The sequence below is a fragment of the Streptomyces sp. NPDC055243 genome (assembly GCF_044544025.1).
Classification (GTDB): domain Bacteria; phylum Actinomycetota; class Actinomycetes; order Streptomycetales; family Streptomycetaceae; genus Streptomyces.
Genome location: NZ_JBITWR010000015.1, coordinates 38,234 through 63,553 on the forward strand (window position 1 = coordinate 38,234; position 25,320 = coordinate 63,553).

A 25,320-nucleotide genomic window follows, 5' to 3' on the forward strand; every position below is an offset into this window, starting at 1 on the left:
CATGGCCCAGAGCACGACTCACGCGCGCGAGAGCGCCCCCACCGAGCGGGCGCCCGCCCCTCCCGCCGAAGCCGCGCCCCTTAAGAAGAAGTCAGCCGCCCGCGTCCCGCTGCGGCACCGGCTGCGCCGCGACCGCGTGCTGCTCCTCATGGTGCTGCCCGCGCTGCTGCTCCTGCTCGTCTTCAACTACGTACCGCTGATCGGCAACGTCGTCGCCTTCCAGGACTACGACCCCTACATCGCCGACAACGCGTTCCAGGCGATGACGCAGAGCCCCTGGATCGGCGTCGAGCACTTCCGGCACATGGCCGAGGACCGGCTGTTCTGGCAGGCGGTCAGGAACACCCTGGCGATCTTCGCGATCCAGCTGACGCTGTTCTTCCCGCTGCCGATCGCGCTCGCGCTGTTCATCAACAGCTTCGTGCGGCCCCGGGTGCGGGCGGTCGCCCAGGCGATCCTCTACCTGCCGCACTTCTTCTCCTGGGTCCTGGTCATCACGGTCTTCCAGCAGATGTTCGGCGGGGCGGGCCTGGTCGCGCAGGTCCTGCGGGACCACGGGCACGAGGGCTTCGACCTGATGACCGACCCGGGCCTCTTCAAGTTCCTGGTCACCTTCGAGATGGTCTGGAAGGACGCGGGCTGGGGCGTCATCGTCTTCCTCGCCGCGCTGGCCGCGGTCAGCCCGGACCTGTACGAGGCGTCGGCGATGGACGGCGCGAACCGCTGGCGGCGCATGTGGCACATCCAGCTGCCCGCACTGCGCCCGGTGGTGGCGCTGCTCCTGGTCCTCCAGGTGGGCAACGCGCTCACGGTCGGTTTCGAGCAGATCCTGCTGCAGCGCACCGCCGTGGGTCCTACGGCCTCCGAGGTCCTGGACACCTATGTGTGGAACACCGGCCTGGACAACGGCAACTTCGGCTACGGCGCCGCCATCGGCATCGTCAAGGGCGTCTTCGGGCTCCTGATGGTGCTCGGGGCCAACAAGGCCGCCCACCTCATGGGCGAGCAGGGGGTGTACAAACGGTGAGCGCGCTGAACTTCGGCATCAAGCCCGGCAGCAGGACAGGTCTGCGACCGGTGTGGGAGGAGCCCCCGACCCGGGCCGGCCTCGCCACCAAGGGCGTGACGCTGACCCTGGTGTGCCTCGCGGTGCTCTTCCCGGTGTGGGTGGTGGTCGTCACCAGCCTCTCCTCGGTGAAGACGATCACCGCGACGGGCGGCCTGGTGGTGATCCCCCGGGGCGTCACCTTCGTGCACTACACGGAGCTGCTCGGCGGCGGTCAGGTGTCACGGGCCGCCCTGGTCAGCGTGGGCGTCACGGTCGTCGGCACGCTGTTCAGCATGGTGGTCTCCGTCCTGTGCGCGTACGGCCTCTCGCGCCCGGGATCGGTCCTGCACCGCCCGATCCTGCTGGTGATCGTCGCCACGATGTTCTTCGGCGCCGGGCTCATCCCCACGTATCTGGTGGTGCAGGGCATCGGCCTCACCGACACCTATCTGTCGCTGATCCTGCCCAGCGCCCTGAACGTCTTCAACATCCTCGTCCTGCGGGCGTTCTTCATGGGCACGGCGCAGGAGCTGATCGAGAGCGCCCGCATCGACGGGGCCGGGGACCTGCTCATCCTGTGGCGGATCGTCATGCCCCTGTCCCGCGCGGTGATCGCGGTCATCACCCTGTTCTACGCGGTGGGCTACTGGAGCGCGTGGTTCAACGCGTCGATCTACCTCAGCGACCCGGACATGATGCCGCTGCAGAACGTGATGCAGCAGCTGGTGATCAAGCAGCAGCGGCCGACGGGCCTGGCCCAGGCGATCAACACGGGGCATCTGTCGCCGCTGGCCATCCAGATGGCCGTGATGGTCCTGGCGCTCCTGCCGGTCGCCGTCCTCTCGCCGTTCGTACAGCGGCATTTCAAGCAGGGCATGCTCACCGGCGCAGTGAAGGGCTGATCCCACCGATGCCTTCCCTCGACGACACCACCCGCGGCCGGATCCTGTTCGGCGGCGACTACAACCCCGAGCAGTGGCCCGAGGAGGTCTGGCTCGACGACGTACGCCTGATGCGCGAGGCCTCGGTCAACTCCGTCACCCTCGGGGTCTTCTCCTGGGCGCGGCTCGAACCCCGGCCCGGGGCGCGGGATTTCGAGTGGCTGGACCGGCTGATGGACCTGCTGCACGCGAACGGCATCGGTGTCGTCCTGGCGACGCCGACCTCCGCTCCCCCGCCGTGGCTGGGCCGCCTGCATCCCGAGACGCTGCCACGGGACGAGAACGGGCAGGTGGAGTGGTGGGGCTCGCGCCAGCACTTCGCGCACGCAAGCGCCGTCTACCGCAGGTTCGCCGCCGCCATCACCGCGGACCTGGCGGCGCGGTACGCGCACCACCCCGCGCTCACCATGTGGCACATCAACAACGAGTACTGCACCTACGACTGGGGCGACGAGGCGGCGGTCGCGTTCCGCCGCTGGCTCCGGGCGAAGTACCCCTCGATCGGTGCACTCAACTCGGCCTGGGGAAGCGCCTTCTGGGGCCAGAGTTACGACAGCTGGGCGGAGATCCTGCCGCCGCGCCGCGCCCACTACCTGAAGAGCCCCGCCCAGGTCCTCGACTTCAAGCGCTTCACGTCCGACTCCCTGCTCGAATGCTTCCGCGCCGAGCGGGACATCGTCCGCGCCCACACCCCGCACCTGCCGGTCACCACCAACTTCATGCCGCTGTGGTCAGGGCTGGACGCGTGGAAGTGGGCCGGGCAGGAGGACGTCGTCTCCGTCGACCTCTATCCCGACCCCAGGGACCCGCTCGGCGCCCAACAGGGCGCGCTGGTGCAGGACATGACGCGCTCTCAGGCGGGCGGCGGACCGTGGATGCTGATGGAACAGGCGGCGGGCCCGGTCAACTGGCGCGGGGTGAACCATCCCAAGCCGCGCGGCCTGAACCGCCTCTGGTCCTGGCAGGCGGTGGCGCGCGGCGCGGACGCCGTCTGCTACTTCCAGTGGCGCCAGTCCCGGCAGGGCGCGGAGAAATTCCACTCCGGGATGGTCGGCCACGCGGGCGAGCACGGCCGCACGTTCCAGGAGATCACCGAGCTGGGCGCCGAACTCGCCGCGGTCGGCCCCACGGTGGCCGGCACGCGCGTCACTGCCGATGTGGCCGTCCTGCACGACTGGGACTCCTGGTGGGCGAGCCAGCAGGAGGGCCGCCCCTCCACCCTGGTCGACCACGCGGAGGTGCTCGGCGCCTGGCACCGCGCGCTGTGGGAGGCGAACACAGCCGTCGACTTCGCCCACCCCGAGCACGACCTGAGCCCCTACCGGCTGGTCGTCGTCCCGCACCTCTATCTCCTGACCGACACCGCGATCGACAACCTCCTGTCGTACGTGCACGACGGAGGCACCCTCGTCTGCGGCTTCCTCACCGGCGTGGCCGACACCGACGACCGGGTGCGGCCCGGCGGCATGGACGCCCGCCTGCGCGCCCTGTGCGGCATCCGCACCGTGCACGAGTGGTGGCCCCTGGAGGCCCAGGAGCACGTGGACTGCGGGGAGTTCACCGGCACGCTCTGGTCGGAGGAACTGCTGGCCGACGACAGTGCCGAGACGGTCGCCGCCTACCGGGGCGGCGAGCTCGACGGCCTGCCGGCGGTGCTGCGCCACGGGCGTGCCTGGTACCTGTCCACGCTGCCCGACCCCGAGGCCCTGCGCGACCTGCTCGCGCGTGTGGCCGCCGAAGCAGGCGTACGGCCCCCGCTCGCAGGCCTCCCCCGCGCGGTGGAGGCCGTACGCCGCGGCGATCTCCTGTTCCTCCTGCACCACGGCCGCGAACAGGTGACCGTGCCCCTGCCCGGCAGCCACCTCGATCTGCTGACCGGCAAGACCGTCGAGGGCGCCGTCGTCCTCGACCGCCACGGCGTGGCCGTGCTGCGCCACGCCCCCGAAAACGACCGCGGGCCCGCCCCGGGCCCTCGGCGCTCCTCCCCCCACCCTGGAGACGACACATGACACGACACCCCCGCCGCACCCTCACCCGCCTGCTGCTCGCCCCCGCCCTGGTGGCGGGCGCGGCCCTCGGGCTCGCGTCGGCCCCCGCCCAGGCCGCCGTCTGGAACTCCTGCGACCAGTGGGGCAACACGAGCCTGGGCGGCTACACCCTCTACAACAACATCTGGGGCTCGGGCGCGGGCAGCCAGTGCATAGCGGCGGACTCCGGCACCAGGTGGAGCGTCCACGCCGACCACCCCAACACCAGCGGCATCAAGTCCTACCCCAACTCCAAGAAGGTCATCGGCAAGCCGGTCGACTCACTCTCCTCGCTGAAGAGCTCGTACAACGTCAAGGTCCCGTCGGCAGGCGACTACAACTCCTCGTACGACATCTGGGACACCGACTACGACTACGAGATCATGCTCTGGGTCAACTACAACGGGAACGTCGGCCCGCTCGGCACCGCCCAGGGCACCGTCAGCCTCGGCGGCCACACCTGGGCGGTCTACAAGGGCACCAACGGCGCCAACGAGGTCTTCTCCTTCCTGCGCACCTCCGACTCCTCGTCCGGGACCGTCGACATCCTGCCGATCCTCAAGTGGATCAAGAACACCAAGGGCTGGATGGGCAACGAGACCATCGGTGACGTGCAGTTCGGCTACGAGATCAGCGGCTCGGCCGGCGGACTCGACTTCACCACCAACTCCCTTACGGTGTCGGGCGGCTAGCCGGGGAGCTCGTCGCCGACCAGGGCGAGGTTCTGGATGGCGGCGAGTCCGAACAGCGCGGTCTCGTTGGTGTTGATCCGCAGGTTCTCGTAACCGGGCTCCAGGACGGCGGGGCCCTCCACGTCCGTCCTCGCCCAGCTCATCGCCTTCGTGTAGCCGTCGCTGTCGTGGAACTTCCGCCAGGCGCGCGTCGCGAGCTTGCCGTCCTTCAACTGGGCGGCTGCGTAAGCGTCCTGGCGGGAGTGCCCCTGGAAGAGCAGCAGGCTGCCGAAGTCCTTGCCGTAGCGCTCCCTCTGCTCGGCCTTGGTGGCGTTGAAGTAGCGGCAGTAGTCCAGCCACGCCTCCTTGAACTCCGGCTGGTCGACGAGGTCGATGAGCTCGGCGCACATCTCTACCAGGCCGAACATCGCGGAGAGGTGGGAGACGTTCACGGCGGGCTCCGCGGCCACGGCGAACTTGCCGGTGTCGAGGTCGTAGAGCCCGCTGCCCTGGACGAAGCCGTTGGGCTGGGCGGCGATGGTCTCCATGGTGGAGCGCAGGCGCGCCTCGGCCTTCGCCGCCTTGGGTCCGCCGCGCTCCCACTCCGTGAGCCAGGCCGCCGCGAGACCGCTCCAGTCGGTGCCGAAGCCGATGGACAGGGCGTTGCGGTCGGGCTCGTACGGCTCGGTGCGGATCTTGCGCAGCGGGTCGAGGACGAGGAATGTCTCGTCGGAGTCGACCAGGGCGTGCATCAGGTCGCCGACGCGTTCGTCGGCGGTGAGGAAGTAGTAGGGGCGGCGGTAGACGGCCGTGGAGATGCGCTGCTGCTTGGCGCTGTCCGCGAAGTGCTGCACGCCGTGCCGGGTGCCGAGGCCCGCCCACTCACCCAGGTGGTAGGCGTCGACTTCGCCGGTGTGGCGGGTCATGGCCTCGGCGAAGCGGAAGATGTCGGCGCGGCCCGAGCGCAGGTAGGCGTACCAGAGCCACAGGTCGGGCGAGAGCTCGGAGTTGTCCCAGGCGTAGCCGCCGACGTCGTACCGCCACTGGTGCCGGTCCTCGTCGTAGGTGTGCATGATGTCGCCGTAGTCCCAGAAGCCGTACCAGCGGCGCTGTTCGGCCTGGTCCTTGTAGTAGGTGAAGAGGAAGTCGAGGTGGTCCTCGATCGTCGCCCTGGCGGGCGTGGAGCGGTCGACGGGTGAGAAGAGGCCGCCGAAGACTCCGGTCTTCGTCACGTGCTCGGGCGCGGCGGCCAGCTGGGGCGGGGTGCGGACGGCGGCGGCCTGGTCGACGAGGGTGGCGGCGGAGGGGGTCGCGGCGTTCGCCCAGAACATCAGCTCGCTGGTGCGGGCGATGCCGTAGGGGGTGCCGAAGCCCGGTTCGTAGTCCTCGTAGGTGATGTTGAGGCCTTCGAGCTGCTCGGGGAACGTGTCCTGGCCCATGCCGTCGTGGTACGTGCGCAGGTCCATCGGCTGGGCCTCGGGCGACCAGAGCCAGAGCGTGACCTCGGCCGTGTCACCGGCGGCGCCCCGGATGTCCAGCTGGGCGGGGTGCTTCTCCCAGAAGTCCCGCAGCCCGAAGGAGAAGCCGCCGCCGACCCCGCCGACATACCCGAACCCGCTCGCCCGACCGCCGCCTCCGGCCGTGATCCAGGTGTGCCCCGGCTTGGTGCGCTTGCGCAGGGTGAAGCCGTCTGCGGAGAGCTGGGCGAGGGTGTAGTCGCCCCAGGTGGGGATGTACTGGAGGCGGCTGGTGACGCGCTGGTCCCAGGTGGCCGGGTCCGGCAGCTTCTCGCCCTTGACCTGGGCGGCGCGGATCGCGGCGCCGGGGTCGCGGCGCAGGCCGGTGACGCCCTTGACCGCCTCGGTAAGGAATCCCTTGCCCTCGCCGGCGACGCGGATGTGGCGGTCGTACGCCGCGTCGCGCATCGGCACGCTGAAGCGGACGCCCAGGCCGCGGATGAAGTCCTTCTCGGCGTCGCCGTCGTACGTGATGGTGTGCACCATGCGGAAGGAGTCGGCGCCCGCGTAGAAGTACAGGCGCACGCTGAAGGGCAGCCAGCTGCGGCTGCCCTTGCGGTGCTTGCCGTCGATGCGGACCACGGCACGCACCGGACCGTCCTGCTCGGCCTTCGCGCCGCTGATCTCGCCGTCGAACCGCTCCCACTTGGCGTTGCCGCGGTCACCGTCGTCGAGGTCCCCTTGGCGCAGCAGGACGAGCCGCCCGTCGGTGGCGATCTTCACGCCGTCGCGGGTGACGGACTGGACGAGTCGCTCGCCGTCCTTGGCGATGACGGCCTTGATGACGCCGGTGTCGACGGTGATGGCCCCGCGGGTCTCGGTGACGCCGACCTTCGCGCCCTTTCCGGGGGCTGCGGGGCTCCCGGCGCTGAGGCGGAACGTGTCGGCGCCCGCGGCCTCCGGTCCCACCGCGTGCGCCGTCCACTTGACCGAGCCGTCGGGCCACCGGGCGGTGGTCCAGGTCTGTACGGGGACGTCCTTGCCGTCGGCGGTGGCGAGGGCGAACTTCTGCCCGGCGGGGTGGGCGCCCTTGGGCCACGGGACACCGAAGGTGGAGCCCGGCGCGGCGCCGAGCCCGCCCTTCTCCAGCCAGCCGACGGTGACGGGGCCGTCGGCCGCCGCCGCGCGGGGAGCCGCCTGGGCGTCGCCACGGCCGAGCGCCCAGCTGAACTGCGCGGCGGCACCGGCCACGGCGGCGGCCTTGAGCAGGGACCTGCGGGGGATCGGGGACATGGTGATCCTCTCTTTATGCGTGGGCATGACAGGCGGAGATGTGCAGGTGGGGCCGGAGGTGTGGGGGTGGGGTCGCAGCCCGGACGGGCGAGCAGGTGCGCGGGCAGCGGGTGTCCGGTCGTGCCGGTGCGCGCGGGTGTGCTGGCTCGTGCGGGCGAACGGTGTGCGGGCGCGGCCCGCCTAGCCGCGCCGCGCGCGTCAGCCCGCCGTGCCGCGCCGTTCGACGGCAAGGGTGGCCGCCGCGACCATCCCCAGGGCGGGGGCCGCGAGCGGCAGGGCGAACCAGGCGGACGCCGCGACCACGGCGAATCCGCACACGATCACCAGCGAACCAGCGGGATCGCGCAGTGTGCGGCGCACCGCCCCGGTCAGGAGCGCGCGCCACGACTTCCCGGGAGCCCAGTTCGCGGCGGCCCGCAGCCCGGCGACGACCAGGACGAACAGGGCGACGACCCCGACCGCCCCGACGAACGTGCCGCCGGGAAGACCCGCCCGTACGAACGCGATGTCGGCCAGGAGCAGGGCAAGGGCCGCCCATCCCGCGAGACCCACCAGCCAGCCGCGCCGCGCCGCCGCGCGCAGATCGGCGGTGAACTCCCGCCACCCGGAGGTCTCGTGGGCCAGATGCCGGTCCAGGTGGCGGGTCCCCGCAGCGAAGGCGGCGGGCAGCGTGACCAGGGGCAGGGCGGCGAGCGCGATCCACACCCCGGTCAGCAGGCACTCGGCGAAGGCGCCGAAACGGTCCATGAAGACGGACTTCGGCTTCCCCCGCACGCTGTCACTCACCGCGCCTCAGCCCTTCAGGCCCGACGTGGCCATACCGTCGATCAGGTAGCGCTGGAAGGCCAGGAAGAACGCGAGGACGGGCAGCAGGGCGACGAGGGACATGGCGATCATGCCGCCGTAGTTGGCCAGGCCCTCCTGGTCGACGAACATCTTCAGGCCCAGCGAGACGGTGTACTTCGAGGGGTCGTTGAGATAGATCAGCGGCCCCATGAAGTCGTTCCAGGAGTTGATGAAGGTGAAGATCGCGCTGGTGATCAGGGCCGGGCGGCACAGGGGCAGCACGATCGACCAGTAGATGCGCAGATGCCCGCAGCCGTCGAGCCGCGCCGCCTCGTCCAGTTCCTTGGGCAGGTTCCGCATGAACTGCACCATCAGGAAGACGAAGAAGGCGTCCACCGCCAGGTACTTGCCGAGCAGCAGCGGCGTATAGGTGTTGATCAGGCCCATCTTCTGGAACAGCACATACTGCGGGATCAGGAGCACGTGGTACGGAAGGAGCAGGGTGCCGATCATCAGCGCGAAGAGCAGATTGCGCCCGGCGAACCTGATGCGCGCGAAGGCGTAGGCCGCCAGCGAGCAGGAGATGAGCACTCCCACCACCGAACCGATCGCCAGGAAAAGGGAGTTGGAGAAGAAGGTGGAGATGGGGATGTCGGCGATGCCGTCGGCGAGGCCGGAGTAGTTCGCGACGATGGGATCGGTCGGGAACAGGTCCAGGCTGCCGACGATCTCCTCGTTCGGCTTGAACGAGCCGCCGATCGCCCAGATCACGGGATAGAGGACCACGGCCAGGACCGCCAGGGAGCCGATGTGCCAGCCCAGCGAACCGGCCCCTCGACGGCGGCGGGCGGACCTGTGGGCCTGAAGACCACGAGACGCACTGCTCAACGGGATCCCTCCTCGTAGTGCACCCAGCGCTTCTGGGACCAGAACAGGACCGCCGTCACCAGGGCCACCGCGAGCAGCAGCATCCAGGCCATGGCCGAGGCGAGGCCCATCCGGCTGTTCTCGAAGCCCTGGACGTAGAGGTAGCAGGTGTAGACGAGCGAGCCGTCCGCCGGGCCGCAGGCGTTGCCGCCCGCGCCGCCGCCGACGATGTACGCCGACGCGAAGATCTGGAAGGAGTGGATGGTCTCCAGGAGGACGTTGAAGAAGAGGACCGGGGAGATCATCGGCAGCGTGATGTTCCAGAACCGCCGCCAGGTGCCCGCGCCGTCCACCTCCGCCGCCTCGTACAGCTCGCGCGGCACCTGTTTGAGGCCGGCCAGGAAGATGACCATCGGGGCGCCGAACTGCCAGACGGTGAGCGCCACCAGGCTGTAGATGATCCACTGCGGGTCGCCGGTCCAGCCGCCCACGTCCATGCCGAAGATCGCCCGCTGCGTACGGTCGACGATGGCGTCGTCCGAGAAGATCGCCTTCCAGACCACGGCGATCGAGACGCTGGCGCCGATCAGGGACGGTGCGTAGAACGCGGCCCGGTAGAAGGCCTGTCCGCGCCGCTTCTGGTTGAGGAGGAGCGCCACGCCGAGGGCCGCGGCCAGCTTGAGCGGGGTGCCGACGATCACGTACCAGAGCGTCACCTCCACCGACTTGCGCCAGCGCGGATCGCCGAACATCTCGGTGAAGTTGTCCAGGCCGACCCACTTGGGGGCGTCGAACAGGTTGTAGTCGGTGAAGGCGAAGTAGAGCGAGGCGACCATGGGCCCCGCGGTCAGGAGCAGGAAGCCCGCCAGCCAGGGGGACATGAAGAGGAACCCGGCGATGTTCTCGCCCCGCCGTCGCCGCCGCGCGGCCGCGGGGAGGCGAGTACCGCGCGGCGGCTTCGGCTTCTGGGCCGCGGCCGGGGCCGCGGGGGTCCGCAGGGACGTCATCGTGCCGCCCATCAGGAACCGAGCGCGGTCTTGCACTCGGTGAAGAACTGCTTCACCGCTTCGTCCACCGACCGCTCCCCCATGGCCAGCTCCTCGGCGATCCGCAGGAACGCCGCCTCGCAGACGTCCGCGCCCGCCGGGTGCGGTGTGATGGGCTCCAGGACATCGGTCTCGACGAGCTGCTCCTCGTACGCGGCGATCTCCTTGTTGACCGCGGCGATGACCTCGTCCTTCTCCTCGGCGGGCTTGTACGCCTCGTACTGCGCGGTCGTCGTGGGCACCCCGCGGTCGTATCCCATGATCTTGGCGACCTCGGGGTCGTGCACCATGAAGTCGATGAACTGGGCGACTTCCTTGGGGTGTTGGGTGCGCTTGGAGCCGCTGAGCATCAGCGAGCCGAGGTACTGGCCGGTCTTCTTGCCGTCGGTGGTCGGCAGCGGCGCGAGGCCGTACTCGCTCTTGCCCTCGGCGGTATAGCGGACGGTGAAGTTGTCCCAGGTGAACTCGCAGGCGGCGATCTCGGCGGCCACGGCCGACTTGGGCTTGATCTGGGCGACCTTCTTCGGGTCGGCGTAGATGCCCGACTTCACCCCGGCATACCCCTTGGTCCACCACTCCTTGAGGTCGGCCTCGTCGAAGCCCAGGCCCTTCTCGGTGAAGAAGGCCTTGCCGCGCTGGCGCAGATAGGGGTCGTAGAGGTACATGACGCCGTAGAGCCCGCTGTCGCCGGACCTGCCCTGCTTGTGGATCTTCTCCATCGCGGCGTGGTAGTCGTCCCAGGTCCAGCCCATCTTCGGGGTGACCCCGGCCTTCTCGAAGACCGGCTTGTCGATCACCAGGGCCATGGAGTTGCTGCCGACCGGGACGCCCAGCAGCTTGCCGTCGACCTCGCCGAACTTCTCCAGGCCCGCGCGGAATCCGTCCATGCGGAGGTTGCCCGCCTCGGCCTGTGCGTTCAGGTCGAGCAGCACGCCCCGCTGGTCGTACTTGCGCAGGAAGCCGATCGCGTTCTGGAAGACGTCGGGCGGATTGCCGCCGGACGCCTGGGTGTTGAACTTCTTCCAGAAGTCCAGGTAGGGCTGGAAGTCCGTCTTCACCTTGATCTTCGGGTACTTCTTCTCGAAGAGCTCGATGGTGCGGTTGATCCGTTTGGCGCGGTCGTCGGAGCCCCACCACGCGTACCGGATGGTGACGGTCCCGTCCCCCGACCCGCTCCCGCCGCCGCAGCCCGCCGCGGTCAGTCCGAGGGCCGCCAACGAGCCGCCGGCCAGTTTCAACAGGCCGCGCCTGTCAACTTCCCCATTCATCGGCACAGTTCGCCCTCCGCCGGTTCGCGATTGAATCGTTTTAGGTAAGCGCTTGCCGGGACAAGGTAGGGAGCTGGGGTGAGTACGTCAACGGTTCGGACAGGAACTGTCGAAGCGCTTCGAGCACGCGCACCCCGACTCCGACATCACGCGCACCCCAACTCCGATATCTCGAACGAGTTTTCCTGCGCGAAACGTTGACGCGGGCCGGTCGGCGCCCTAGCTTCATCGCGTCGTACTTCGTACGTCATATATGAGACGCGATACGCGATGGCTGCACCACAGCTCCACGACGGCTGCACGACGACTGAGAGCATCGATGAACTTTGCGCCCCACCCCATCCCCTCGCGCACGCAGTACGTGCTCGAGGCGGTCAAGCACCGTATCCTCACCGGGCAGTTGGCGCCCGGCCAGCCCCTCGTGGAGACCGAGCTCGCCGCCCAGTTCGCGGTCTCCAAGACGCCCGTACGGGAGGCGTTGAAGACGCTCGCCGGGACCGGCCTGGTCGTCATGAGCCAGTACAAGGGCGCCACCGTGCGCACGGTGGACGCGGCCATGGCGCAGGAGGTCTACGACGTCCGCCTGCTGCTGGAACCGGAGGCGCTACGGCGCACCGTCCGCTCCGGCGCCCTCCTGGAGGAGGCGCGCGAGGCCCTGGAGAGGGCGGACACCGCGGCCGACGCGGCCGAACGCTCCCTGGCCAACCGGGAGTTCCACCGCGCGCTCTACGTCCCGTGCGGCAATCCGCTGCTGTCCCGCATGCTCGACGACGTGCGCGACCAGGCGGCCCTGGTCTCCGCGGTCGCCTGGGCGACCCTGCCCTCCTGGGAGCGGGAGGCCGCCGAGCACCGGGAGATCCTGCGGCTCGCGCTCGCGGGGGAAGCCGACGCGGCGGCGCGCGGACTCCACGACCACATCGCCTCGTTCGTGCGGCGGGCGTTCCCGGAGGGGGAGCTTTCATGACCGGACCCAGCCACCACGACCTCTCTTTCGACGCCCTGCGTTCGGCCCTCGCCGACGTCGTCGCGATCCCGGTGACCCCGTTCGCCGACGACGGCTCCGTGCAGCGGGACACCTACCGCGCCCTGGTGCGCCGCCTCACCGACAGCGGCGTGCGCACCCTGACCCCGAACGGCAACACAGGCGAGTTCTACGCCCTGGACCCCGACGAGCGGCGCCTGGTCACCGAGTTGACCATGGAGGAGGCGGGCACGAGCGGCGCCGTCGTCCTGGTGGGCGTCGGCCATGACGTGCCGACCGCGATCGCCGCGGCCCGGCACGCTCGGGACGCGGGCGCACACATGGTGATGGTCCATCAGCCGGTGCATCCGTACGTGTCCCAGGACGGCTGGGTCGACTACCACCGCGCCGTCGCCGACGCCGTGCCCGAGCTGGGCGTCGTCCCGTACATCCGCAACCCCCGGCTCGACGGTCGACGCCTCGCCGACCTGGGCGAGTTGTGCCCCAATGTGATCGGCGCGAAGTACGCGACGCCGGACGCCGCCGCGTTCGCCGCGTTCGCGCGGGACGCGGGTCTCGATCGCTTCGTGTGGGTGGCGGGGCTCGCCGAGCTGTACGCGCCCGCCTACTGGGCCGTCGGCGCCACCGGCTTCACCTCGGGCCTGGTCAACGTCGCGCCCGAGGTGTCCCTGGGCATGCTCGCGGCCCTGCGGGCGGGCGACTACCCGGCGGCCATGGACGTCTGGGAGCGCATCCGGCGCTTCGAGGAGCTGCGCGCCGCCGATCAGTCCGCGGACAACGTCACCGTCGTCAAGGAGGCCCTGGCCGCGCTCGGTCTGTGCCGCCGCGAGGTGCGCCCGCCCAGCCGGGTGCTTCCCGTCGAGCGGCGCGAGGAGATAGCGGCCCTGGTGAAGGCGTGGGCGATATGAGGCCCGACGAGCTGCGCAGCCACCAGTGGTACGGCACGGACGGGCTTCGGTCCTTCAGCCACCGGGCACGCACCCGGCAGCTCGGGTATCTGCCCGAGGAGCATCTGGGCAAGCCCGTCATCGCGGTCCTCAACACCTGGTCCGACATCAACCCCTGCCACGTCCACCTGCGCGACCGCGCCCAGGCGGTCAAGCGCGGGGTGTGGCAGGCGGGCGGCTTCCCCCTCGAATTCCCCGTCTCCACCCTCTCGGAGACCTTCCAGAAGCCGACCCCGATGCTCTACCGGAACCTCCTGGCCATGGAGACCGAGGAGCTGCTTCGGTCCTATCCGGTGGACGGCGCCGTGCTGCTCGGCGGCTGCGACAAGACGACGCCCGCCCTGCTGATGGGCGCCGCGAGCGCCGATCTGCCGGCCGTGTTCGTGCCGGCCGGGCCGATGCTGCCGGGGCACTGGCGCAACGAGGTGCTCGGCTCCGGCACCGACATGTGGAAGTACTGGGACGACAAGCGTGCCGGACTGATCGGCGACTGCGAACTGGCCGAGCTGGAGAGCGGGCTCGCCCGCTCCCCCGGCCACTGCATGACCATGGGGACCGCGTCGACGCTGACCGCCGCGGCCGAGGCGCTCGGCGTGACGATGCCCGGCGCGTCCTCCATCCCCGCGGTGGACTCCGGGCACGACCGGATGGCGGCCGCGTCCGGGATGCGGATCGTCGAACTCGTGCGCCAGGATCTGAGGTTGTCGAAGCTCCTGACCCCGGAGGCGTACGAGGACGCGGTCGCCACCGTCCTGGCGCTCGGCGGCTCCACCAACGCCGTCATCCACCTGATCGCGATGGCGGGCCGCAGCGGCGTACGCCTCACGCTCGACGACTTCGACCGGATCGCGCGGACCGTGCCGGTCCTGGCCAACCTGCGCCCCGGCGGGCAGTACCTCATGGAGGACTTCCACTTCGCGGGCGGACTCCCGGCGTTCCTGGCCCAGTTGACCGACGTCCTGCATCTTGAGCGGCCCACCGTCGCCCACGACACCCTGCGCGAGCAGCTCGCGGGCGCCGTCGTGCACAATCCCGAGGTCATCCGGCCGCGCACCGATCCGCTGGCCGACGAGGGCGGGGTGGCGGTCCTGCGCGGCAACCTCTGCCCGGACGGCGCCGTCATCAAGCACATCGCCGCCGAGCCGCACCTGCTGCGGCACACCGGCCCCGCGGTGGTCTTCGACGACTACCGGCAGATGCAGCGCACCATCAACGACCCGGCGCTCGGCATCACCGCCGACCACGTCCTCGTGCTGCGCGGCTCGGGCCCCCAGGGCGGTCCCGGCATGCCCGAGTACGGCATGCTCCCGATCCCCGATCACCTGCTCAAACAGGGGGTGCGCGACATGGTGCGGATCTCCGACGCGCGGATGAGCGGCACGTCGTACGGCACGTGTGTGCTGCACATCGCTCCCGAGTCGCATGTGGGCGGGCCGCTCGCGCTGGTCCGCACGGGAGACCTGATCACGCTGGACGTCAAGGCGCGCTCGCTCCATCTCGACGTCTCCGACGCGGAGTTGGCGCGGCGGCGGGAAGCGTGGACGCCGCCGCCCGCGCGCTACGGACGCGGCTACGGCGCGCTCTACAGCGAGCAGATCACCCAGGCCGACACCGGCTGCGACTTCGCGTTCCTGGCCCGCGAGGGCACGGTCCCCGACCCGTACGCGGGCTGAGCCCCCAGCTCATTTTTTGTACGAGATTTCGAACAACGTCTGCGAAGCGCTTCATCTCGCCGACTGTGTGCCGCCCATGAGAACGGAGAAGCAGACATGGCCTCAGCTGTGGCGAAAGCGCCACCGCAGCCACCGCCCCGGCGCCGCACGCCGGGTGCGCCCCGGCGCCGAACGGGAGCGACCCCGCGCCGCCTCCCGTATCTGCTGATCGCGCCGGCCGGACTCCTGATGGTGGGCTTCATCGCCTACCCGGTCATCAGCGTCTTCTACTACAGCCTGCGCCACTACAACCCCACCAAGCCCTGGCGCGACGGTTTCGCGGGCTTCGACAACTTCGTCACCGCGTTCACCGAGGACCCGCAGTTCTGGCAGACGCTCGGCTTCAGCCTGCAGTGGGTGGCCGTCGAGGTCGTCCTGCAACTGCTCCTGGGCCTCGGTCTCGCACTGATCGTCAACCAGACCTTCATCGGGCGCGCGATGGCCCGCGCCCTGGTCTTCTCGCCGTGGGCCGTCTCCGGCGTGCTCACCTCGACGATCTGGCTGCTGATCTTCAACTCCCAGACGGGCATCACCCGCTATCTGGCGGACATGGGGATCGGCTCGTACGGAACGTCCTGGCTCTCGGACACCAGCACCGTCTTCCCTGCCGTCGTCGTCGCCGAACTCTGGCGCGGCGTCCCCTTCTTCGCGATCCTCATCCTCGCCGACCTCCAGTCCGTCTCGAAGGACCTGTACGAGGCCGCCGAGGTGGACGGCGCGAGCCGCTTCCGGCAGTTCTTCCACATCACACTGCCGCACCTGAAGGACGCGATCATCCTCTCCACGCTGCTTCGCGCGGTCTGGGAGTTCAACAACGTCGACCTGCTCTACACCCTCACCGGCGGCGGACCCGCGGGCGAGACCACGACCCTGCCGCTGCGCATCGCGTCCATCGCCGTCGACTCGCACGACTTCGGCTACGCGTCCGCGCTGACCTCCATCGCGTTCGTGATCCTCCTCTTCTGCTCGATGGTCTATCTGCGGCTGAGCAAGTTCGGAGGTCAGGACAAGTGACGCCCACTCAGCACCTGGACAGGGACGCCGCCATGGCGGACACCACCGCACCCGCCGAGCCGTCCGGCGGCGGCCCGCGCACCCCCAAGCGGCGCCCCTGGGACGAGGCGCCCCGCTGGCAGATCTATCTCCCGCTGGGCCTCTACCTCCTGTTCACCCTCATCCCGTTCTACTGGATGCTGCTCTTCGCGATCCGCCCGGCGGGCTCCACCTCGCTGCTCCCCTGGCCGATCACGTTCGAGCACTTCGACAAGGTGTGGACCGAGCGGAGCTTCGCGCTCTTCTTCCAGAACAGCCTCATCGTCGGCGTCCTGTCGATGCTGATGACGACGCTCGTCGCGCTCGCCGGGGGTTACGCCCTGGCCCGCTTCGACTTCAAGATCAAGCGCGGCTTCATGCTGGCGCTGCTGTGCTCGCAGTTCATCCCCGGCGCGCTGATGCTGGTGCCGCTCTTCCAGATCTTCGCCAACCTCCAGATGATCAACTCGCTGGGCAGCGTCATCATCGCCGAGGCCGTCTTCCAGCTGCCGCTCTCGATGATCCTGATCAGCGGGTTCATCAAGAACGTGCCGTACTCCCTGGAGGAGGCCGCCTGGGTCGACGGCTGCGGACGCTTCCGCGCCTTCTGCGCCGTCGTCCTGCCCCTGCTGCGGCCCGGCCTGATCGCGGTCGGCTCCTTCGCCTTCGTGCACAGCTGGAACCACTTCCTGTTCGCCCTGATGTTCCTCTCCAACCAGGACAAGCAGACGATCCCGGTCGGCCTCGCCACCTTGATGGGCGCCGACAGCGTCGACCTCGGCGCGCTCGCGGCCGGCGGCGTCATCGCCGCCCTGCCCGTCGTGATCGTCTTCGCCTTCATCCAGAAGTGGCTGGTCACGGGGTTCAGCGCCGGGGCGGTGAAGGGGTGAGCGCCGCACCCTTGCCCGTGGTCCTCGCCGGTGCGCGCGGGCACGGCCGATGGCATCTGGAGAACATCCGGCGCCTCCAACAGGCGGGCCGCATCAGGCTCGTGGGGATCTGCGAGCTCGAACCGCTGACCGGCAACGAGCTCGACGGACTCGGTGAGCCCGCGCAGTCCGCGGACTTCGCCGGTCTGCTCGACGCCACCGCGGCCGCCGTCGCCGTCGTCTGCACGCCCATCCCCACCCACGCGGACCTGGCCGTCGCCGCCGCGGCACGCGGGGTGCACCTGCTCCTGGAGAAGCCGCCCGCCCCTTCGTACGCCGACTTCCGGCGGATCACCGAAGCGGTGGACGCCGCGGGGGTGGCCTGCCAGGTCGGGTTCCAGTCGCTGGGCTCGCACGCCGTGCCCGCCGTGCGGGCGCTGGTCGCCGACGGGGCGATCGGTGAGCCGATGGGCGTCGGTGGGGCGGGGGCCTGGGCGCGTGACGAGGCCTACTACCGGCGCGCGCCCTGGGCGGGGCGGCGCCGCCTGGACGGCGCGGACGTCGTGGACGGGGTCCTGACCAACCCCCTCGCCCATGCCGTCGCCACCGCCCTGGCGGTCGACGGGTCCACGCGGGCCGATGACGTCGCACGGGTGGACACGGAGCTGTTCCGCGCCAACGCCATCGAGTCCGACGACACCTCGTTCGTGGGGATCACCACCGCGCGCGGCGGCCGCATCGGGGTCGCCGCCACCCTCTGCGCCGAGCGGCCCGACGAGCCGTACGTGATCGTGCACGGCACCCGGGGCCGCATCACGTTCTGGTACAAGCAGGACCGGGTGCTCGTACAGCGCGCCGGGCACGGGCCCGAGGAGGTCCTGCACGGGCGGACGGACCTCCTCGAGAACCTCGTCGACCATCTCGCGGGCCGCGCCGAGCTGCTGGTTCCGCCGGCGTCGACGGGCGCCTTCATGAAGGTCGTCGAGGCGATCCGGACGGCGCCCGATCCGCGCCCCCTGCCGGTCGAGGCCTGGCGCTCCGTGCCCGGCGACCACGAAGGCGTGCGGCGCCGGATCGTGCACGGCATCGACGGGCTCGTCGCGGCGAGCGCCGACACGCTGTGCGGCTACGCGGAGCTCGGCACGTTCTGGGCGCTGCCCGACCGGCAGCCGGACCACCGGCCCGCTCCCTCTTCGTCGTCCGCCGCCGCGCGGACCCCCACCGCCGAGACCCCACCGAGGTGACAACGCCATGAACAGAACCGCGTCCGACACCGCGCTCATGCTGCGCTGCTCGGGCCGCCCCGTCGGCCGCTACGTCGTCCACCCCTCGGCCGACGCACGGCTCGCGCCCCGCCCCTACCTCCACCCCGTCCGCACCTTCGGCGGCCTCCCCGTCACCGAGTGCGGGCCGGCCGACCACCCGCACCACCTCGGCGTGGGCGTCGCCGTGCCCGACGCGGCGGGCCGCAACTTCTGGGGCGGACGCACCTACGTACGCGACCAGGGCCCGACCGAGCTCGACAACCACGGGGAACAGCGCCACCTGGAGTTCAAGCTGCGCGACCCCGACGGCTTCGTCGAGGAGATCGGCTGGCTCGCCGGGGAGTGCGAGCTGCTGCGCGAGCGGCGCACCGTGGCGGTCACGCCGCTCACCACGTCCGCCTGGGCCCTGGACTTCACGTTCTCGCTCACCAACCCGGCCGACGCGGAGATCTCCATCGGCAGCCCCGCCACCAACGGCCGCCCCGGCGCCGCCTACGGAGGCTTCTTCTGGCGCGCCCCCAAGGAGCGGCAGGCCCCCGAGGTGTTCACCGCGGACGCCGACGGCGAGGCCGCCGTCCATGGCGCACCCGCGAACTGGCTGGCCCTCGCGGGCCAGGGCTGGACCCTGATCTTCGCCGGGGCGACGCATGAGACGCGGCGCGACCCGTGGTTCGTGCGGACCGCGCAGTACCCGGGCGTCGGCTCCTCGCTCGCCCACGAGCGGCGCCTTCCGATCGGCCCCGGCGAGACCGTCGTACGCCGGGTCGTCACCGTCGTCGCCGACGGCCGGCCGGACCGGGCCGAGGCCGCGGGGCTCGTGCGCAAGGCGGTGACCGCGTGAACGCGCCCCCGAGCGGCGGCCAGCGGACGCCGGGCGATCTCGGTGACGGGACCTATCGCAATCCCGTCCTCGCCGCCGACTGGTCCGACCCCGACGTCGTCCGGGTCGGCGACGACTTCTACCTCACCGCGTCCAGCTTCGGGCGCGCCCCCGGCCTTCCGCTGCTGCACTCCCGCGACCTGGTGAACTGGACCCTGATCGGGCATGCCCTGGACCGCCTAGAACCCGCGGAGTCGTTCGCCGCGCCGCGGCACGACTGCGGGGTGTGGGCGCCGTCGATCCGGCACCACGAGGGGCGGTTCTGGATCTTCTGGGGCGACCCCGACCACGGTGTGTTCCAGGTCAACTCCCCCGACATCCGCGGGCCTTGGAGCGCCCCGCACCTCGTCAAGGCGGGCAAGGGGCTCATCGACGCCTGCCCGCTGTGGGACGAGGAGCGCGGCGAGGCGTATCTCGTGCACGCCTGGGCCAAGTCGCGCTCCGGCGTCAAGAACCGGCTCACCGGCCATCGCATGAGTCCCGACGGGCGCGAACTCCTGGACGAGGGCGCGGTGTTGGTCGACGGCGACCAGATCCCGGGCTGGTTCACGCTGGAGGGGCCCAAGCTCTACCGCCACGACGGCTGGTTCTGGATCTTCGCACCCGCCGGCGGAGTGGAGCACGGCTGGCAGGGCGCCTTCCGTTCCCGCACCTTCCACGGGCCCTACGAGGAGCGGATCGCCTTGGAGCAGGGCGACACCGCCGTCAACGGCCCCCACCAGGGCGGCTGGGTGCGCACCCCCTCCGGCGACGACTGGTTCCTGCACTTCCAGCAGCGCGGTGCCTACGGACGGGTCGTCCACCTCCAGCCGCTGCGCTGGGGCACGGACGGCTGGCCGGTGATCGGGGACGGCGGCGCCCCCGTCGCCGTACACAAGAAGCCCGCACTGCCCTCGCAGCCCGCGTCCGCGCCCGCCACCGACGACGACTTCCCCGGCGGTCGCCACGGCCGCCAGTGGCAGTGGTCGGCCAACCCCCGTGACGGCTGGGCGACGTCGCACGCGGCGGACGGTCTGCGCCTCGCCTGCGTACGGTCCGCGGACGCCCACGACCTGCGCCGCCTGCCGCACGTCCTGACCCAGCGCCTTCCGCTCACGCCCTGCACCGTCGAGGTCGGACTGCGGCTCGACAGCACCGCGGCCGACGCCAGGGCCGGGCTCGCGGTGCTCGGCGACGCGTTCACCTGGATCGGCCTCGAACGCGGCGCCGACGGGACGGTGCGGCTCGTGCACCGGTTCGCCGAGTCCGTCGCCGAGCGGGAGCGCGACGCCGAGCATCCGCGCCCCGCCCCCGACGGCACCGCGCGGCTGCGGATCGACGTCACGGACGGCGCCCGCTGCCGCTTCTCGGCCGACACCGGCGACGGATTCCGCCCCTCGGGCCAGGTCTTCGCGGCGACGCCCTGGCGGTGGGTGGGCGCGCTGCTCGGCCTGTTCGCCACCGCACCCGCGGGGCGGAACGGCGCCGGGACGGCCCTGTTCACGCACTTCCGCGTCACGACCATCTGACCGTCCCCGTAAGCCTGTTGGGAGCCGCAATGGAGCAGCACCTGCACAGCACCGGACGCCTGAGGGCCCGCGCCCTCGCGGCGGTGGCCGCGCTGGCCGTCGTCCTGGGCCTGACGACCGTGCACGACCCGGCGCGGGCAGCCGCGGCGGCCCCGTCGCACGACCGTCTCTCCGGCACCGCGCACGGCTTCGCCTCGCTGGCCGGTGGCACCACCGGGGGCGCGGGCGGCAAGGTCGTCACCGTCACCGACCAGGCCTCGCTCGCCAAGTACGCGGGCGCCGACGAGCCCTACGTCATCCGCGTGCGGGGCACGGTGGCCGTCGAGCCGTTCGGCTCGGACATCGTGGTGGCCTCGGACAAGACCATCGTCGGCGTCGGCGGCTCGGGCGAGATCGTCCACGGTGAGCTGCACCTGAACCCCGGCACGAGCAACGTCATCATCCGCAATCTCACCATCCGCGACGCGTACGTCGAGGGTGACTGGGACGGCAAGACGCAGGACTTCGACGCGATCCAGATGGACTCCGTCGACCACGTCTGGATCGACCACAACCGGCTCACCCGCATGGGCGACGGACTGATCGACCTGCGCAAGGACAGCGAGTACGTCACGGTCTCCTACAACCGCTTCGAGAACCACAACAAGGCCTTCGGCATCGGCTGGACCGACCAGGTCAAGACGCAGGTGACCATCGACCACAACTGGTTCAGCGGCACCAAGCAGCGCAACCCGTCCGCCGACAACTGCGCCCACGCGCACCTCTACAACAACTACGTGTCGGCGCAGGTCTCCGACGGCGACCCGGTGTGGACCTACGGCAACTGGGCGCGCGGCAAGACGAAGATGGTCATCGAGAACAGCTTCTACGAGGACGTCCAGCACCCCTACCAGGCCGATGCCACGGCCGAGTTGGTGCAGCGCGGCTCGATCGTGCGGAACACGACGGGACGCCACGACGCGTGGGGCGCGGCCTTCGATCCGCGTGCGTTCTACGCCTACGACCTCGACCCGGCGGCGGCCGTGCCCCGCCTGGTGAAGAAGTTCTCCGGACCGCAGAAGGCGATCGGGACGACCCGCCCCTGACGGCCCCACGGCCCCCCCCTGACCCCACATCACCTCGCACCACCCCCGTACATCCGACGAAGAGAGCCGACCATGAACATCACCATCCGTGGAAACAGAGACAGAAGCAGAAGCCGTCGCGCGGTGGCCGCCGTCGCCTTCACCGCCGCGTTCGCGCTGACCGCCACCGCCTGTGGCGACGACGGGAGCGGGGCCGGCGGGGACAAGGGCCAGGAGGGTTCCGGGAAGGGCGAGATCACCTTCTGGGACAACAACGGCGGTGTCCGCACCGACATCTGGAAGGAGATCATCAAGGACTTCGAGGCGAAGAACCCGGACATCCACGTCAAGTACGTGCCGATCCCCGCCGAGAGCGTCCAGTCGAAGTACGACACCGCCATCCAGGGCGGCGGCCTGCCGGACGTCGGAGGGGTCGGCGCCGCCATGCTCGCCGGGATCTCCGCGCAGGACGCCCTGGAGCCGCTGGACGACCGGCTGAACCAGAGCTCCCTGGAGGGCAAGCTGAACCCGGGCATGGTCGACAGCGTCCGGGCCGCGGGCGGCGGCAGCCGGCTCTTCACGGTGCCGACGTCCGCGAGCAACGGCGTGCTGTACTACCGCACCGACCTGTTCAAGGCCGCGGGCCTCGACGCCCCCACCACCTGGGGCAAGTTCTACACGGCGGCCAAGAAGCTCACCGCCAAGGACGACAACAAGTTCGGGTACACCATTCGCGGCGGCGAGGGTTCCATCGCGCAGGCGCTCGACGCGGCGTACGGCCAGTCCGGCATCGGATCGTTCTGGGACGGCGACAGGACGACCGTCAACGATCCCAAGAACGTGGCGGCGTTGAAGAAGTATGTCGCGCTCTACAAGAACAACACCCCCGCGGCCGACGTCAACAACGACTTCAAGAAGATGAACGCCCAGTGGGACACGGGCCAGATCGGCATGCTCAGCCACAACCTCGGCTCCTACACGGACCACGTGAAGGCGCTCGGTGAGGGCAAGTTCCGCGGCCTGCCCAACCCGACGACCGACGCGGGCATCCGCGTCCAGGTCTCCAACCCCGTCGACGGGCTCGGCCTGTTCAAGTCCAGCAAGAAGAAGGCGGCCGCCTGGAAGTTCATCGAGTTCGCGGCCTCGCACGAGTCCAACAGCAAGTGGAACAAGTCGGCGGGCGCCATCCCGGCCAACACCGCGGCCTCCAAGGACGCCTGGGTGAACGAGGCCGAGCCCACGAAGCTGGCCGCCGCCGCGCTCAACGACGGCTCCCTGAAGATCGTGCAGCTGCCGTACTACCTGCCGGACTGGAACACCATCAGCAAGGCCGACAACGAGCCGAACTACCAGAAGGTCCTGCTCGGCAAGATGTCCGCGAAGGACTTCCTCGACACCCTCGCCGAGCAGCTCAACAAGGCCCAGGCCGAGTGGAAAGAACAGAACAAGTGACACCGCGCCCCTCGCACGGCGTCGGCCGACGCCGTGCGGTCGCGGCCCTCGCGAGCGTTCCGCTCGCGGTGGCCGCGGCCCCGGCGGCATTCGGCCACTCACGCAAGGCCGCTCCCGCGAGCACGCTCTACATCGCCGGGGACTCCACCGCCGCGCAGAAGTACACCGACGCGGCGCCCGAGACCGGCTGGGGCATGGCCCTCCCCTTCTTCCTGCACGACCGCGTGCGGGTCGCCAACCACGCGATGAACGGCCGGAGTTCGAAGAGCTTCGTCGACGAGGGCCGCCTCGCCGTGATCCTGAAGGCGATCAGGCCAGGCGACCGTCTGGTCGTCCAGTTCGCGCACAACGACGAGAAGAGCGCCGACCCGACGCGCTACACCGAGCCCTGGTCCACGTATCAGCGGTACTTGATGCAGTACGTCGACGGGGCGCGGTCCCGTGGCGCGCGGCCGGTGCTCGCCACCGCCGTCGAGCGCAGGAAGTTCGACGCGGGCGGCGCCGCGCTGCCCACCCACGGCGACTATCCGGCGGCGATGCGGGCCCTGGCCGAGGCCGAGGACGTGCCGCTGCTCGACGTCCAGGCCCTGTCGCTCGCCCTGTGGCGGAAGCTCGGCGTCGAGGAGACCAAGGCGTACTTCAACTGGACCGCCACCGAGCAGGACAACACGCACTTCAATCCGCCGGGCGCGATCGCCGTGGCCCGGCTGGTGGCGACCGAGCTGCTGCACGGCGGGGTGCTCGCACCGCGTGACGTGCGCCGGCTCGACGCCGCGATACCCGACTCCTGGATCACCTGGCCGGAAGGACCGTGACGATGAGGACGACGAGAACGACAAGGGTTACGAGTACTACGACGGATATGCGGACTGCGAGGGTGGCGGTCCGAAGATCCCTCACCCTGCTCGCGGGGTGCACCGCGCTGGTCGTGGCCGTCACGAGCGCCCCTGCCTCGGCCGCCGGCGCCCGTGACGTGCTGCCACCGCGCGACGGCTGGGCGTCCGCCGACGGCGGGACCACCGGCGGCGCGGGGGCCGACGCCGCGCACACCTACACGGTCACCACCTGGCAGGAGCTGCGGGCCGCGCTCGCGGACGACCCGGGCGCTCCCCGGGTCATCAAGGTCAAGGGCACGCTGAACGCCACGGCCGCGGGCTGCTCCGCGTTCGAGGCCGAGGGCTACGACTTCGAGCGGTACCTCGCCGACTACGACCCCGCCGTGTGGGGACGTGACACACCGGTCAGCGGCGTGCAGGAGGACCTGCGGGCGGCGTCGGCGACCCGGCAGGGCGCGGCCATCAAGGCGTACGTCCCGGCCGACACGACCCTCGTGGGCGTGGGCAGGAACGCCGGGATCGTCGGCGGCAGCCTGCAGATCCAGGGCGTGGACAATGTGGTCGTCCGCGATCTCACGCTGGAGAGCCCGCTGGACTGCTTCCCGCAGTGGGATCCCACGGACGGCGCCACGGGGGCCTGGAACTCCGAGTACGACAGCATGGTCGTGCACAGTTCGACGCACGTGTGGGTCGACCACAACACGTTCACCGACGGCGAGCACCCCGACAGTTCGCTGCCCACCTACTACGGCGAGATCTACCAGCAGCACGACGGCGAGCTGGACGTCGTCCGCGGCGCCGACCTGGTCACCGCATCCTGGAACGTCTTCGCCGACCACGACAAGACCCTGATGATCGGCAACAGCGACAGCGCGGGCGCCACGGACCGCGGAAAGCTGCGGGTCACCCTGCACCACAACGTCTTCCGGGACATCGTCGAGCGGGCGCCGCGCGTGCGCTTCGGGCAGGTCGACGCCTACAACAACCACTATGTGGTCCCCGCGGGCGGCTATCAGTACTCGTTCGGCATCGGCCAGGAGTCCCGGCTCGTCGCCCAGAAAAACGCGTTCACGCTCCCGGACGGGGTCAGCGCCGCGAAGATCCTCAAGAAGTGGAAGGAAGCGCCGGTCACCGCCGACGCCAACTACGTCAACGGCAGGCGCGTCGATCTCATCGCCGTCCACAACGCGGAGATCCCCGAGGAGACCCTCACGTCGGGCGCGGGCTGGACGCCGAGCCTCCGGACGCGGGTGGACGACCCCCGCAAGCTGCCGGGCCTGCTCGAACGCCGGGCGGGCGCGGGCAAGCGCCGCTGATTCCCTCTCCTCCTTCCTCTCCCCCTCTTTATCTCCCCACCTGAGCCGCACAG

The 25,320-nt window shown here is 70.4% G+C and carries 20 protein-coding genes and 1 pseudogene; 16 read left to right on the forward strand and 5 right to left on the reverse strand.

Features of this window, described 5'->3' with window-relative positions; translation table 11 throughout:
* The first annotated feature begins 1 nt into the window (after nt 1).
* Genes ACIGXX_RS33770 through ACIGXX_RS33785 form a run of 4 tightly spaced genes read left to right on the forward strand, consistent with a single transcriptional unit; the run spans nt 2 to nt 4,708 of the window.
* Nucleotides 2–1,027: an ABC transporter permease subunit gene (locus tag ACIGXX_RS33770; RefSeq protein WP_366464574.1), complete on the forward strand. Its 1,026-nt coding sequence runs from the start codon at nt 2–4 to the stop codon at nt 1,025–1,027.
* A complete protein-coding gene (locus ACIGXX_RS33775; RefSeq protein ID WP_351157439.1) occupies nt 1,024–1,950 on the forward strand; it encodes a carbohydrate ABC transporter permease in 927 nt (308 codons plus the stop codon). Before ACIGXX_RS33770 ends, ACIGXX_RS33775 begins: the two co-directional genes overlap by 4 nt.
* 8 nt (nt 1,951–1,958) lie before the next feature.
* Nucleotides 1,959–3,998, forward strand: coding sequence for a beta-galactosidase (locus ACIGXX_RS33780; protein ID WP_399981407.1), 2,040 nt, complete (start codon nt 1,959–1,961; stop codon nt 3,996–3,998).
* Nucleotides 3,995–4,708, forward strand: a complete 714-nt coding sequence (locus ACIGXX_RS33785) for a hypothetical protein (protein WP_351157443.1) — start codon at nt 3,995–3,997, stop codon at nt 4,706–4,708. Before ACIGXX_RS33780 ends, ACIGXX_RS33785 begins: the two co-directional genes overlap by 4 nt.
* On the opposite strand, the gene ACIGXX_RS33790 is transcribed toward ACIGXX_RS33785, so the two are convergent.
* The 5 genes from ACIGXX_RS33790 to ACIGXX_RS33810 all read right to left on the reverse strand — a co-directional run bounded on the left by ACIGXX_RS33790 (nt 4,705) and on the right by ACIGXX_RS33810 (nt 11,404).
* On the reverse strand, nt 4,705–7,437 hold the full coding sequence (locus tag ACIGXX_RS33790; RefSeq protein WP_399981411.1) for a Tat pathway signal sequence domain protein: 2,733 nt from the start codon (nt 7,435–7,437) through the stop codon (nt 4,705–4,707). The two genes, ACIGXX_RS33785 and ACIGXX_RS33790, sit on opposite strands and share 4 nt — an antisense overlap.
* A 198-nt stretch (nt 7,438–7,635) precedes the next feature.
* Nucleotides 7,636–8,184 (reverse strand): hypothetical protein, encoded by a 549-nt coding sequence (locus ACIGXX_RS33795; protein ID WP_399981700.1) that lies wholly within the window; start codon nt 8,182–8,184, stop codon nt 7,636–7,638.
* A 45-nt stretch (nt 8,185–8,229) separates the two neighbouring features.
* Nucleotides 8,230–9,111, reverse strand: a complete 882-nt coding sequence (locus ACIGXX_RS33800; RefSeq protein WP_351157447.1) for a carbohydrate ABC transporter permease — start codon at nt 9,109–9,111, stop codon at nt 8,230–8,232.
* Nucleotides 9,108–10,109, reverse strand: a complete 1,002-nt coding sequence (locus tag ACIGXX_RS33805; protein WP_351158023.1) for a sugar ABC transporter permease — start codon at nt 10,107–10,109, stop codon at nt 9,108–9,110. Before ACIGXX_RS33805 ends, ACIGXX_RS33800 begins: the two co-directional genes overlap by 4 nt.
* Nucleotides 10,109–11,404 (reverse strand): ABC transporter substrate-binding protein, encoded by a 1,296-nt coding sequence (locus ACIGXX_RS33810; RefSeq protein ID WP_399981415.1) that lies wholly within the window; start codon nt 11,402–11,404, stop codon nt 10,109–10,111. Before ACIGXX_RS33810 ends, ACIGXX_RS33805 begins: the two co-directional genes overlap by 1 nt.
* A 319-nt stretch (nt 11,405–11,723) precedes the next feature.
* Between ACIGXX_RS33810 and ACIGXX_RS33815 the strand changes: the two genes are divergently transcribed.
* The 12 genes and pseudogenes from ACIGXX_RS33815 (at nt 11,724) to ACIGXX_RS33870 (ending at nt 25,267) form a co-directional block, all read left to right on the forward strand.
* Complete coding sequence (locus ACIGXX_RS33815) at nt 11,724–12,368, forward strand: GntR family transcriptional regulator (RefSeq protein ID WP_351157452.1); 645 nt, start codon at nt 11,724–11,726, stop codon at nt 12,366–12,368.
* The gene (locus ACIGXX_RS33820) at nt 12,365–13,294 is read left to right on the forward strand and encodes a dihydrodipicolinate synthase family protein (protein WP_351157454.1); all 930 of its coding nucleotides are present in this window, start codon (nt 12,365–12,367) and stop codon (nt 13,292–13,294) included. Before ACIGXX_RS33815 ends, ACIGXX_RS33820 begins: the two co-directional genes overlap by 4 nt.
* Nucleotides 13,291–15,006, forward strand: coding sequence for an L-arabinonate dehydratase (araD, locus tag ACIGXX_RS33825; protein WP_399981421.1), 1,716 nt, complete (start codon nt 13,291–13,293; stop codon nt 15,004–15,006). Before ACIGXX_RS33820 ends, araD begins: the two co-directional genes overlap by 4 nt.
* Before the next feature lie 96 nt (nt 15,007–15,102).
* Nucleotides 15,103–16,059 carry a sugar ABC transporter permease gene (locus ACIGXX_RS33830; RefSeq protein WP_351157458.1) on the forward strand — a complete coding sequence of 319 codons (957 nt, stop codon included), beginning with the start codon at nt 15,103–15,105 and terminating at the stop codon, nt 16,057–16,059.
* A 32-nt stretch (nt 16,060–16,091) separates the two neighbouring features.
* Complete coding sequence (locus tag ACIGXX_RS33835) at nt 16,092–16,967, forward strand: carbohydrate ABC transporter permease (protein WP_351158026.1); 876 nt, start codon at nt 16,092–16,094, stop codon at nt 16,965–16,967.
* Nucleotides 16,964–18,190, forward strand: coding sequence for a Gfo/Idh/MocA family protein (locus ACIGXX_RS33840; RefSeq protein WP_399981426.1), 1,227 nt, complete (start codon nt 16,964–16,966; stop codon nt 18,188–18,190). The genes ACIGXX_RS33835 and ACIGXX_RS33840 overlap by 4 nt, the downstream gene beginning before the upstream one ends.
* Before the next feature lie 7 nt (nt 18,191–18,197).
* Nucleotides 18,198–19,052, forward strand: coding sequence for a PmoA family protein (locus ACIGXX_RS33845; RefSeq protein WP_351157462.1), 855 nt, complete (start codon nt 18,198–18,200; stop codon nt 19,050–19,052).
* Nucleotides 19,049–20,599, forward strand: coding sequence for a family 43 glycosylhydrolase (locus tag ACIGXX_RS33850; RefSeq protein ID WP_399981429.1), 1,551 nt, complete (start codon nt 19,049–19,051; stop codon nt 20,597–20,599). The genes ACIGXX_RS33845 and ACIGXX_RS33850 overlap by 4 nt, the downstream gene beginning before the upstream one ends.
* A 29-nt stretch (nt 20,600–20,628) precedes the next feature.
* Nucleotides 20,629–21,672 (forward strand): annotated as a pseudogene (locus ACIGXX_RS33855) (polysaccharide lyase family 1 protein); the annotation flags it as partial.
* A gap of 84 nt (nt 21,673–21,756) precedes the next feature.
* Nucleotides 21,757–23,115: a sugar ABC transporter substrate-binding protein gene (locus ACIGXX_RS33860; protein ID WP_351157466.1), complete on the forward strand. Its 1,359-nt coding sequence runs from the start codon at nt 21,757–21,759 to the stop codon at nt 23,113–23,115.
* Nucleotides 23,112–23,930, forward strand: a complete 819-nt coding sequence (locus ACIGXX_RS33865; protein ID WP_399981433.1) for a rhamnogalacturonan acetylesterase — start codon at nt 23,112–23,114, stop codon at nt 23,928–23,930. The genes ACIGXX_RS33860 and ACIGXX_RS33865 overlap by 4 nt, the downstream gene beginning before the upstream one ends.
* Nucleotides 23,931–23,977: 47 nt before the next feature.
* Nucleotides 23,978–25,267: a polysaccharide lyase family 1 protein gene (locus ACIGXX_RS33870; RefSeq protein WP_399981436.1), complete on the forward strand. Its 1,290-nt coding sequence runs from the start codon at nt 23,978–23,980 to the stop codon at nt 25,265–25,267.
* Nucleotides 25,268–25,320 lie beyond the last annotated feature (53 nt).

Coding starts and splice junctions, on each gene's coding strand:
- ACIGXX_RS33770 (WP_366464574.1), top strand. CDS start 2: ATGGCCCAGAGCACGACTCACGCGCGCGAGAGCGCCCCCACCGAGCGG.
- ACIGXX_RS33780 (WP_399981407.1), top strand. CDS start 1,959: ATGCCTTCCCTCGACGACACCACCCGCGGCCGGATCCTGTTCGGCGGC.
- ACIGXX_RS33785 (WP_351157443.1), top strand. CDS start 3,995: ATGACACGACACCCCCGCCGCACCCTCACCCGCCTGCTGCTCGCCCCC.
- ACIGXX_RS33790 (WP_399981411.1), bottom strand. CDS start 7,437: ATGTCCCCGATCCCCCGCAGGTCCCTGCTCAAGGCCGCCGCCGTGGCC.
- ACIGXX_RS33795 (WP_399981700.1), bottom strand. CDS start 8,184: ATGGACCGTTTCGGCGCCTTCGCCGAGTGCCTGCTGACCGGGGTGTGG.
- ACIGXX_RS33805 (WP_351158023.1), bottom strand. CDS start 10,109: ATGGGCGGCACGATGACGTCCCTGCGGACCCCCGCGGCCCCGGCCGCG.
- ACIGXX_RS33810 (WP_399981415.1), bottom strand. CDS start 11,404: ATGAATGGGGAAGTTGACAGGCGCGGCCTGTTGAAACTGGCCGGCGGC.
- ACIGXX_RS33815 (WP_351157452.1), top strand. CDS start 11,724: ATGAACTTTGCGCCCCACCCCATCCCCTCGCGCACGCAGTACGTGCTC.
- ACIGXX_RS33820 (WP_351157454.1), top strand. CDS start 12,365: ATGACCGGACCCAGCCACCACGACCTCTCTTTCGACGCCCTGCGTTCG.
- araD (WP_399981421.1), top strand. CDS start 13,291: ATGAGGCCCGACGAGCTGCGCAGCCACCAGTGGTACGGCACGGACGGG.
- ACIGXX_RS33830 (WP_351157458.1), top strand. CDS start 15,103: ATGGCCTCAGCTGTGGCGAAAGCGCCACCGCAGCCACCGCCCCGGCGC.
- ACIGXX_RS33835 (WP_351158026.1), top strand. CDS start 16,092: ATGGCGGACACCACCGCACCCGCCGAGCCGTCCGGCGGCGGCCCGCGC.
- ACIGXX_RS33845 (WP_351157462.1), top strand. CDS start 18,198: ATGAACAGAACCGCGTCCGACACCGCGCTCATGCTGCGCTGCTCGGGC.
- ACIGXX_RS33860 (WP_351157466.1), top strand. CDS start 21,757: ATGAACATCACCATCCGTGGAAACAGAGACAGAAGCAGAAGCCGTCGC.
- ACIGXX_RS33870 (WP_399981436.1), top strand. CDS start 23,978: ATGCGGACTGCGAGGGTGGCGGTCCGAAGATCCCTCACCCTGCTCGCG.